Origin of the sequence: Actinophytocola sp., from assembly GCF_035712165.1 — a bacterium.
Classification (GTDB): domain Bacteria; phylum Actinomycetota; class Actinomycetes; order Mycobacteriales; family Pseudonocardiaceae; genus DASYTH01.
Map to the genome: position 1 here is coordinate 1 of NZ_DASTBH010000144.1, position 10,146 is coordinate 10,146.

At 72.5% G+C, this 10,146-nt stretch carries 7 protein-coding genes and 1 pseudogene; 2 read left to right on the forward strand and 6 right to left on the reverse strand.

The window, feature by feature from the left end; genetic code table 11:
• The 3 genes from pxpA to VFO68_RS07990 form a co-directional block, all read right to left on the reverse strand.
• A partial coding sequence (gene pxpA / locus VFO68_RS07980; protein WP_325157534.1) for a 5-oxoprolinase subunit PxpA occupies positions 1–572 on the reverse strand: 572 nt, incomplete at its 3' end.
• Positions 569–1,327 (reverse strand): CPBP family intramembrane glutamic endopeptidase, encoded by a 759-nt coding sequence (locus tag VFO68_RS07985; protein WP_414635470.1) that lies wholly within the window; start codon positions 1,325–1,327, stop codon positions 569–571. The genes VFO68_RS07985 and pxpA, both read right to left, overlap by 4 nt.
• A gap of 55 nt (positions 1,328–1,382) precedes the next feature.
• Positions 1,383–2,447, reverse strand: coding sequence for an amidohydrolase family protein (locus VFO68_RS07990; RefSeq protein WP_325157535.1), 1,065 nt, complete (start codon positions 2,445–2,447; stop codon positions 1,383–1,385).
• A gap of 170 nt (positions 2,448–2,617) precedes the next feature.
• On the opposite strand from VFO68_RS07990, the gene VFO68_RS07995 reads away from it, so the two are divergent.
• Entirely contained in the window at positions 2,618–5,554 is a 2,937-nt protein-coding gene (locus VFO68_RS07995; RefSeq protein ID WP_325157536.1) for a M36 family metallopeptidase, read from the forward strand.
• A gap of 52 nt (positions 5,555–5,606) precedes the next feature.
• Here the strand turns inward: VFO68_RS07995 and ffh are convergent, their stop codons facing one another.
• Entirely contained in the window at positions 5,607–7,145 is a 1,539-nt protein-coding gene (ffh, locus tag VFO68_RS08000) for a signal recognition particle protein (protein ID WP_325157537.1), read from the reverse strand.
• Positions 7,146–7,278: 133 nt separating this feature from the next.
• Here ffh and VFO68_RS08005 point away from each other — a divergent pair, with 133 nt between their 5' ends.
• Positions 7,279–7,941 (forward strand): peptidylprolyl isomerase, encoded by a 663-nt coding sequence (locus tag VFO68_RS08005; protein ID WP_325157540.1) that lies wholly within the window; start codon positions 7,279–7,281, stop codon positions 7,939–7,941.
• Here the strand turns inward: VFO68_RS08005 and VFO68_RS08010 are convergent.
• Both VFO68_RS08010 and VFO68_RS08015 read right to left on the reverse strand, forming a co-directional pair.
• Positions 7,938–9,203, reverse strand: coding sequence for an amidase (locus VFO68_RS08010; protein ID WP_325157538.1), 1,266 nt, complete (start codon positions 9,201–9,203; stop codon positions 7,938–7,940). The genes VFO68_RS08005 and VFO68_RS08010 overlap by 4 nt on opposite strands.
• Before the next feature lie 145 nt (positions 9,204–9,348).
• Positions 9,349–10,146, reverse strand: a pseudogene (locus tag VFO68_RS08015) ([protein-PII] uridylyltransferase); the annotation flags it as partial.

The window sequence follows — 10,146 nt, forward strand, 5'->3', positions numbered from 1 at the left end:
GACGATCGGGTCGTTGATGCCCAGCGCCGCCCGGCGCGCCACGTGGCCTCCTGGGTGTAGCCGCGGTCGGCGAACGCCTCGGCCACGGCCGGCAGCCCGGCCGCCTCGGCCAGCCGCAGCAGCCAGGAGCCGGGCAGGCCGAGCACCGGCAGGAGGCCGAACCCGCACACCCCGTCGATCACGGCGCGGGCCTGCGGCTGGTGGTGCACGGTGGTGTTGTAGAGCGCGCCGTGCGGCTTGACGTAGGCCACCCGGGTGCCGGCGGCCCGGGCGAACGCCTCCAGCGCGCCGATCTGGTAGAGCACCGCGTCGGCCAGTTCGGTCGGGTCGATGTCGATGAACCGGCGGCCGAACCCGGCCCGGTCCGGGTAGGAGACCTGCGCGCCGACGGCCACGCCGCGCGCCGCGGCGGCCCGGCAGACCCGGCGCATGATCGACGGGTCGCCGGCGTGGAAGCCGCACGCCACGTTCGCCGAACTGACCACGTCGAGCAGGGCCTCGTCGTCGCCCAGCCGCCAGATGCCGAAGCCCTCGCCGAGGTCGCTGTTCAGGTCGATCGAACCCGCGCTCACGCCGGCATCACGTCGAACGCGATCAGCAGGATGGCCAGCGCCGGCAGGAAGTTGTTGATCTGGTGGGCCACGATGCTCGCGGCGATCCGGCCGGTGTACAGCCGGGCCAGGCCGATCGGGATCCCGATGACCAGCAGCAGCACGGTGCGCAGCGGCTCAAGGTGGCTGACCGCGAAGATCACGGTGGTGAGCCCGAACACCGACCAGCGGCCCCAGTTCAGCCGTTCCAGCGCGCCCCACAGCAGACCCCGGTAGATGATCTCCTCGCAGATCGGGCCGACCAGCCAGACGAACAGGAACATCACGGTCGCCGCCAGGACCGACGGCCGCTGGTGCGCGACCAGATCGCCCAGCGCCGAGGTGGCGTTCTGCTGGCCGACCACCTTGGTCCACAGGAACGCCGCCACCGAGGTGCAGACCAGCCCGATCAGCCCGAACCGCACCCCGACCCGGATGTCCGCCCACCGCCAGGACCAGCCCAGGTCCAGCCGCGGGCCGTTGCCGCGCCACACCGTGAACAGCACCGCGACCCCGGCGCCGAGCAGCGGCGGCACCATCGTGCCGATCATCAGGACCCGCATGGACAGCCCGCCCCCGGGCGACTCGACCCGGGCGATCGCGCCGATCAGCACCGCCGAGAGCAGGAACACCGCGAAGACGACCAGGAAGGCGCCGAAACCCCAGCGATGCTGCCGGCGCGGCTCCTCGGGCGGGGTCGCCTCCTCCGTGAGGCGACGGTCGGCAACATCGCTCAAACCGTCACCTCCGGACCCGAACCCCGACGCGATGTACCCGAGAGTAGTCGTACTCCTATGTGATCACGCGACCGCGCAGGATGATCCTCGACGGTGTGCGCAGCGTGTCAAGGTTGGTCCGGGGATCCTCGTCGAAGGCGAGCAGGTCGGCCGCCGAACCCTCGTCCAGCACCGAATGCCCGAGCCAGCGCCGGGCCGCCCAGGACGCCGCGCCCAGCGCCTGCTCGGCGCCGAGACCGGCCCGGTGCAACGCGATGATCTCGTCCACGATCCGGCCGTGCGCGATGCCGCCGCCCGCGTCGGTGCCGGCGTAGAGCGGGATGCCGGCCTCGATCGCGGCGGCGACCGTGTCCCCGACCCGCCGGTGCAGCTCGAGCATGTGCGCGGCGTAGGTCGGGTACTTCGCCGCCCGCGCGGCGATGTCCGGGAACGTGTCGATGTTGATCAGGGTGGGCACCAGCGCGGTGCCCCGCTGCGCCATCGCCGCGATGGTGTCCGCGGCCAACCCGGTGCCGTGCTCGATGCAGTCGATACCGGCGTTGATCAGACCGGGTAGCGCGTCCGCGCCGAACACGTGCGCGGTCACCCGCGCGCCGGCCTCGTGCGCGACCTTGATCGCCTCGGTCAGCACGTCGTCGGGCCACAGCGGGGCCAGGTCGCCGAGGTCCCGGTCGATCCAGTCGCCGACCAGCTTGACCCAGCCATCGCCGTACTCCGCCTGCTCGGCGACCGCGGCCGGCAGCGAAGCCGGATCGTCCACCTCGACGCCGATGTGCGGGATGTAGCGCTTGGGGCGGGCCAGATGCCGGCCGGCCCGCACGATCCGCGGCAGGTCCAGCCGCTCCTGCAGCGGCCGGGTGTCCATCGGCGAGCCGCAGTCGCGGATCAGCAGCGTGCCGGCGTCCCGGTCGGTCCGCGCCTGCGCCCGCGCGGCGGCCAGGTCGTCGGCGGCCAGACCGATGTGGCAGTGCGCGTCCACCAGGCCCGGCACCAGAAAGCCACCATCCACAATGGACTCGGCGCCCGGCACCGGATCGGTGCGGACCCGGCCGTTGACGATCCAGAGCTCGCGTTCCTCGTCATCGGGGAGCACGACTCCCCGCACCCGCAGTGCGGTCATGGCGCACAGGCTACTCACGATCCCCGCGTTCGCATCGCGAACAAAACCGCTGGAAAACCATGCTCTCGACCCTGGAAATGGATTACGCGGGAGAGGCAAGCTGGGACGTCATATTTTTTCGCCGACTTCGGTTCCATTCTCACCGGCTCGATCCAAGGAGGCGTGCCCAGATGCGAAGACGTGTGCTCCGCAGAGCCATGCCGCTCACCGCGGCGGGGGTGCTGGCGATCCTCTCGCTGGCGGTACCGGCGGCGGCGGCTCCCGCGCCGTCATCCAGTTCGGCCGCGCACATCCAGGGAGATGCGTCCACCAGCAGGGACGTGGACAACCGCGGCCCGGACGCGGCACCGACCGCCCAGCAGCGCAGCACGACCGCGGAACGCTCGAGCGCCGTGCGGTGGAACCGCTACGGCACCCCGGCCACCCTTGTTCCGCGCACCGACAATCAGCCCAAGACCAGCGCGGGGACCGATCCGGTCGGCATCGCCCGCGAATTTCTGCAGACCAGCCGTGCGGCATTCGGATTATCGGAGCAATCCATAAATTCCATGGATGTGTTGGTGAACCGGCCGATGGGCCAGGGCTCCTACGTGATGCTGCGCCAGCGGTTCGGCACGCTGCCCTCGGCGCTGGACGGCCTGGCCGCCGTCGGCATCCGGGACGGCGCGGTCGTCTACCTCAGCTCCACGCTCAGCCCGGACCGCGGCGCGCCCGAGGCGGCCACCCTGTCCGCCGACGCCGCGCTGTCCGCCGCGGCGGCCGACGCCGGCCTGGCCACCACGGCGCTGGCCACCAGCCGGGTCAAGCTCGGCGCGGTGCCGATGCCGGGCGCGGCGCCCCGCGCGGCCTACCAGGTCGTGCTGACCAGTGCCGACCAGGTCAACCTCGTCGGTTTCACCACCTACATCGACGCCCGGACCGGCGCGGTCCTGGTCCGCGAGGACATCGTCGACAACGAGGTGGACAACCCCGAGTGGGACGTGTTCCCGGCCAACCCGCCGGCCGACTACTCCTCGCGGGACACCCGGGTGCGCTGGTGCTTCCAGCCCGGACCCGGCTGCGAGCGCGCGGTCAGCACCGCCGACACCGGCGCGGCATGGGACGTCGACCCGGCGACCGGAGCCTCGACCCGGACCACGCTCGGCAACTCCACCCGCAACTACGAGAAGTGGGACCTCCTGTCCAGCGGCACGATCGGCACGCGGACCGCCCGGACCAGCCCCACCCGCGACTACACCTACCCGTGGACCAACCAGTGGAACCAGGCGAGGTGCAACCCGGCGGTGTTCGCCACCCCGCAGGAGAACGACATCGACGCCGCACTGGCCAACCTGTTCGCCATGCACAACCGGATGCACGACTGGTCCTACCGCCTCGGCTTCACCGAGGAGACCTGGAACATGCAGGTCGACAACCACGGCCGCGGCGGGCTGGGCGGCGACATGGAGCGCGGCAACGCCCAGTCCGGTGGCCGGGTCGGCGGCGCACCGCCGGACTTCCCGTCCCGCAACAACGCCAACCAGGCCACCGGCCCGGACGGCGTCGCGCCGACCACCAACATGTTCCTGTGGCAGCCGGCGGCCGGCCTGTTCTACCCGCCGTGCGTCGACGGCGACTACGACATGTCGGTGATCGGGCACGAGTACAGCCACGCCATCAGCGGCCGCATGATCGGCGGGCCGGACACCGGCTGGCAGGGCGCGCAGGCGGGCGCGATGAACGAGTCGCACTCCGACCTGTTCGCGATGGAGTACCTGTACGAGAACGGGTTCCGGCCCAAGGGCGACACCCCCTACGTCACCGGCGGCTACGTCACCGGCGACGACAAGGCGGGCATCCGCAACTACGACATGAGCCGAAGCCCGCTCAACTACAGCGACCTGTCCTACGACCTGGTCGGCCAGCAGGTGCACGCCGACGGCGAGATCTGGAGCGCGACCAGCTTCGACGTGCGCGCCGCGATGATCGCCCGGTACGGCCTCGGCACGCCCACCCTGCAGCGGGCCTGCGCGGACGGGACGGTGCCGGTGGAACGGTGCCCGGGCAACCGGCGCTGGGTCCAGTTGGAGTTCGACGCGTTGCTGCTCAACGCCTCCGGCGCGGTGAGCTACGTCGACATGCGCAACGCGATGCTCGCCGCCGACCAGATCCGGTTCGGCGGAGCCAACCAGGCGCTGATGTGGAACGCCTTCGCCGAGCACGGGTTGGGTCGCGGCGCCGCCAGCAACGGGCCCAACGACCAGGACGCGGTCCCGAGCTTCGCCTCGGACTTCGCCCGCAACGCCACCGTGCGGCTGGTCCCGATCGGCCAGGCCGGCTCCGCGCCGGTTCGGCTCTACGTCGGCGACTACGAGGCGCGGGCGATCCCGGTGGCCGACACCGACCCGAACACACCGCTGCCGGACACCGTGGAGATGGTGCCCGCGTCGTACACGTTCGTGGTGACCGGCGCCGGGGTCGGCAGCACCCGGCAGGAACGCCGGCTGCAGGCCGGTGAGCAGGCCGTGCTCGTGCCGGTGGTGCTGCGCAACGTGGCTTCGGCGAGCCAGGGTGCGACGGCCAGCGGTGACGGGGTCAACCTGAACCGGCTGATCGACGACACCGAGGGCACCAACTGGGCGTCGATCGGCTCGCCGGTGGCCGGCAAGTCGGTCATGGTCGACCTGGCCGGTGACCGCGCGCAGGCCGTCAGCCGGGTGCAGGTGAGCGCCCTGCTGCGGCCGGCCATCGAGGGCGACGCCGATCCGGGCGGGCAGAACCGGTTCACCGCGTTGCGGCAGTTCGAGGTGCTCGGGTGCAACGCCGAGTTCGGGCTGAACTGCGCCGACCCGGCGAGCTACCGGCGGGTGTTCGTCAGCCCGGCCGACGCATTCCCGGCGGACGTGCCGCGTCCGACGGCGCCGGACCTGAGCATGCGGTCGTTCCGCATCCTGCCCACCGTCGCCACCCATCTGATGATCAGGGTGCTGGCCAACCAGTGCACCGGCGCCCCCGCGTACGCCGGCCAGCAGCAGGCGGACCCGCGTTCGAACAGTGACTGCACCATCGGCAACCCGACGGTGGCGCAGACGGTCCGGATCTCGGAGTTCCAGGCCTTCGCGATCTGACCGGGGAGCGGACCGGCCCGGCGCCTGTCTGGCGCCGGGCCGGTTCCTTTCGTCAGTTCTGGTCGCTCTTCGGGAACTTGAACTTGGTGGGGTCGAAGCCCGGCGGCAGGTCGTTCAGCCCGGGCGGCAGCTCACGCAGGCTGGGCGGCAACGCCGAGAGGTCCGGCAGGCCGGCCGGGAAACCGGGCAGCCCGCCGCGCACCCGGGGTGGCGTGGGGCCGCGGCCCTTGCCCTTCTTGCCCTTCTTGCCGCGCTTGGTCGCCGACTTGCCGCGCGAGCCCGGCAGACCGAACCGGCCGGCCATCTGCTGCATCATCTTGCGCGCCTCGAAGAACCGGTTCACCAGATCGTTGACCTCGCGCACGGCGACGCCGGAGCCCTTGGCGATGCGCTGCCGGCGGGACGCGTTGATGATCTTCGGGTCGTTCCGCTCGGCCGGGGTCATGCCCCGGATGATCGCCTGCAGCCGGTCCAGGTGGCTGTCGTCCACCTGGGCCAGCGCGTCCTTCATCTGCCCGGCGCCGGGCAGCATGCCGAGCAGGTTCGCGATCGGCCCCATCTTGCGCACCGCGAGCATCTGCTCGAGGAAGTCCTCCAGGGTCAGCTCGCCGGTGCCGATCTTGGCCGCGGCCGCCTCGGCCTGCTGCGCGTCGAAGTGCTGCTCGGCCTGCTCGATCAGGGTCAGCAGGTCGCCCATGCCCAGGATCCGGCTGGCCATCCGGTCCGGGTGGAAGGCGTCGAAGTCCTCGAGCTTCTCGCCGTTGGAGGCGAACATGATCGGCGTGCCGGTGACCTCCCGCACGGACAGCGCCGCACCGCCACGGGCGTCGCCGTCGAGCTTGGTGAGCACCACGCCGGTGAAACCGACGCCGTCGCGGAACGCCTCGGCCGTGGTCACCGCGTCCTGGCCGATCATGGCGTCGACCACGAACAGCACCTCGTCCGGCTGGACCGCCTGCCGGATGTCCGCGGCCTGGCGCATCATGTCCTCGTCGATGCCCAGCCGGCCGGCGGTGTCCACCACGACCACGTCGTGCTGGGCCCGCTTGGCCTCCGCGACCCCGCGCCGGGAGACGTCCACCGGGTCGCCCACCCCGTTGCCCGGCTCCGGCGCGAACACCGGCACCCCGGCCCGCTCGCCGACCACCTGAAGCTGGGTGACCGCGTTGGGCCGCTGCAGGTCGGCCGCCACCAGCAGCGGCTTGTGCCCCTGGGTGCGCAGCCAGCGGGCCAGCTTGCCGGCCAGCGTGGTCTTACCGGAGCCCTGCAGACCGGCGAGCATGATCACCGTGGGCGGCGTCTTGGCCAGGTTGAGCCGGCGGGTCTCGCCGCCGAGGATGCCGATCAGCTCCTCGTTGACGATCTTGATAACCTGCTGGGCCGGGTTGAGCGCGGCGTGCACCTCCGCGCCCTTGGCCCGCTCCTTGACCTTGGCGATGAACGTGCGGACCACGGGCAGCGCGACGTCGGCCTCCAGCAACGCGATGCGGATCTCGCGCGCGGTGGTGTCGATGTCGGCGTCGGTCAGCCGGCCCTTGCCCCGCAGGTTCTGCAGGACGGCGGTCAGCCGGTCGGAGAGGGTGTCGAACACGTAAGCGAGGGTAGCCGGTCTGGGAAAACGGGATGGCCGTCCGGGTGCCGGAACGGTCCTAGAGTGTGGGGACGTGTCGAGGAAAACACTTCGCCTCGTCGGAATCGCCGTGGCCACGGTTCTGACCTCGAGCATGCTGCTGGCCACCCCGGCGTCGGCCGACCCGGCCCGCACCACGCCCGGGCCGTGCGGATACATCGAGACTCCGGACGAACCGGCCGCCCGCCCGGTCCACCTGCCACCCGACCCGCGCAAGACCCCGAACCGGGGCACGGTCGAGGTACTGCTGTGGACCAACTACGGCCCGATCCCGCTCACCCTGGACCGGGCCAAGGCGCCGTGCACCGTGCAGAGCTTCCTGCACCTGACCCGGCACGGGTTCTACAACCGGACGATCTGCCACCGGCTGACCGCCTACCCGACGCTGAAGGTGCTGCAGTGCGGCGACCCGAGCGGCACCGGTGAGGGCGGACCGGGCTACCGGTACAAGGACGAGCTGCCGACCGACCTGCAACCCTGGCCGGACGACCCGACCGGGGAGCGCAAGATCTACCCGCGGGCGACCCTGGCCATGGCCAACGCCGGCCCGGACACCAACGGCAGCCAGTTCTTCCTGGTCTACGCCGACTCCCGGCTGCGCCCGCTGTACTCGATCTTCGGATCGGTCCGGCCGGCCGGGCTGCACACGCTGGACCGGGTGGCCGCGGACGGGATCGCGCCGACTCCGGAGGACCCGGCACCGGTGGACGGCGCCCCGGCCCGCGGGGTGAACATCTTCCTCGCCCACCGGTTCTAGGACGCCAGCGCGGCTTCGATCCACTCGGCGACCGCGAACGCCTGGCGGTTGCCGGTCGCGATGATCTGCAGACCGACCGGCAACCGGCCAGGCGCCGGCATCGGCACGCTCAGCGCCGGGAAGCCGGTGGCGTTCAGCGGGCGGTTGTTGCGCAGCAGCAGGTCGCGCACCGGCTGCCGGCCACCGGCCACGTCGGCCTCCTCGGCGTCCAGCGGCGGCGCCACGATCGGCACGGTCGGCAGCAGCACGGCATCCACCGTGGCCAACAGGCGGCCCAGATCGGCGGCCAGCCGCGGCATCCGCTCCCGGGCCCGGACATAGCGCCAGCCCGGCACGTTGGCCGCGTCGCGCAGCCGCTGCCGAAGGTCCGGCTGGTAGTCCTCCAGCGGGGCGTCCAACGCGTTGTGCACGGCCGCGGCCTCCGGGCCCTGCAGATCGAACGCGGTCTCGGCGAGCAGCCGCCAGTCCGGCGGCTTGACCTCCACCACCCAGGCGCCGGCGTCGGCGAGCCGGTCCAACCCGGACCGGTAGGCGTCGGCCACCTCGGCGGCGCAGTCCAGCAACTCGGGATCGGCCAGCACCCCCAGCCGGGGTGCCGACAGCGCCTCGGCGGCCAGGTCCACGCCGGCGAGCACCCCGGCGACATAGCGGGCGTCGGCAACCGAAGCGGTCAGCAAGCCGACCCGGTCCAGGCTTCTGGCCAGCGGAAACACCCCGTCGATCGGCAGCGTGCCGCGTTCCGGCAGGGCGCCGACGGCGCCACACAGCGCGGCCGGGATGCGCACCGAACCGGCGGTGTCCGTGCCGAGCGCGACCGGCACGATGCCAGCGGCCACCGCGGCGGCCGACCCCGCGCTGGAGCCGCCGGTCATCCGGGTCGGGTCGTGCGGGTTGCGGCACGGGCCGGCCGCGTTGGACGTCCCGGTGCAGCCGTAGGCGAACTCGTGGCTGTGAGTAAGCCCGACGAGCACCGCGCCGGCCGCCCGGGCGCGGCGCACCACCTCGGCGTCCGCGCCGGCCACCCGCCCGGCGAACACCCGCGAGCCGCAGGTGTGCGGCATCCCCGCGACCGCGATGATCTCCTTGACCAGCAGCGGAATCCCGGCCAGCGGTCCGGTCAGGTCGGCGCTGCTGGCGTGCGGGTCCAGGTGCACGACCGCGCCCAACCCGGCATGCTCGCGGGCCCGCTGCAGGGCCTGCTCGGTCAGTTCGGCGGGGTCGGTCCGGCCGGCGCGCACCCCGGCCGCAGTGACTTCGATCACTGCTCCAGCATCGCACGACGCCCGGACAGGGCCCGACCCCTCGACGGGCCCTGTCTCGGCCTCCCTCTTGCGATCGAGCCTGCCCGCCGGACACTCCCAACTTGAGCGGGACGACCCCCAACCCGGCTAGGTAGGACTACGCGACTCAGCAGGCGGCGAGCACGGCGCGTTCGATGGTGCGGCGCCACTGCGTGTCCGGGGTGGCGCCGCCGATGACGGCGAGGCTGAACGAGGCGACGGCGGTGCCGCCGAGTTGGGTGGCACGGGCCCACAGGACGTCGGCGCCGCAGCGTTCCAGCGCCTCGGCGACGCTGTGCAGCAGGCCGATCCGGTCGGCCGCGCGCAACTCCAGGACCACGGCGCCGGAGTTCTCCCCGCCGGCCTCGTCGTCGAACCACAGCGCCCGGGGCTCCGGGGCGTCGGCCGGGCGGCCGCCGTAGTCACGCTCCTTGGCGGCCAGTTTCTCGGTCAGCTCCAGGGTTCCGCCGATCGCCCGGGCGAAGTGCTCGCGCAGCAGGGCCGGGTTGGGCAGCGAGCCGAACCGGGGCGAGACCGTGAACACGTCCACCGCCGCGCCGGCATGGCTGGTCAGCGTCGCCGCGTGCACCTGCAGCGAGTGCAGCGCGAGCACCCCGGCCGCGCGGGACAGCAGACCGGGCCGGTCCGGGGCGACCAGCGTGATCGTCGACAGCGCGCCGGCGCCCTCGATCATCACGTCCGGGCGGCCGGCGGCGGCGACCGTCTCGGCGAGCGCGCGCTGCGCGGGGTCGATCGCGGCCGGGCCCTCGTGCGACTCGCCGGCCATCCGCCTACGGCACCGGGCCACCAGATCGCCGATCAGCCGGGCCTTCCACTCCGACCACACCCCCGGACCGGTGGCCAGGGCGTCCACTTCGGACAGCGCGTGCAGCAGTTCGAGCAGCACCGGGTCGCCGTCCAGGGT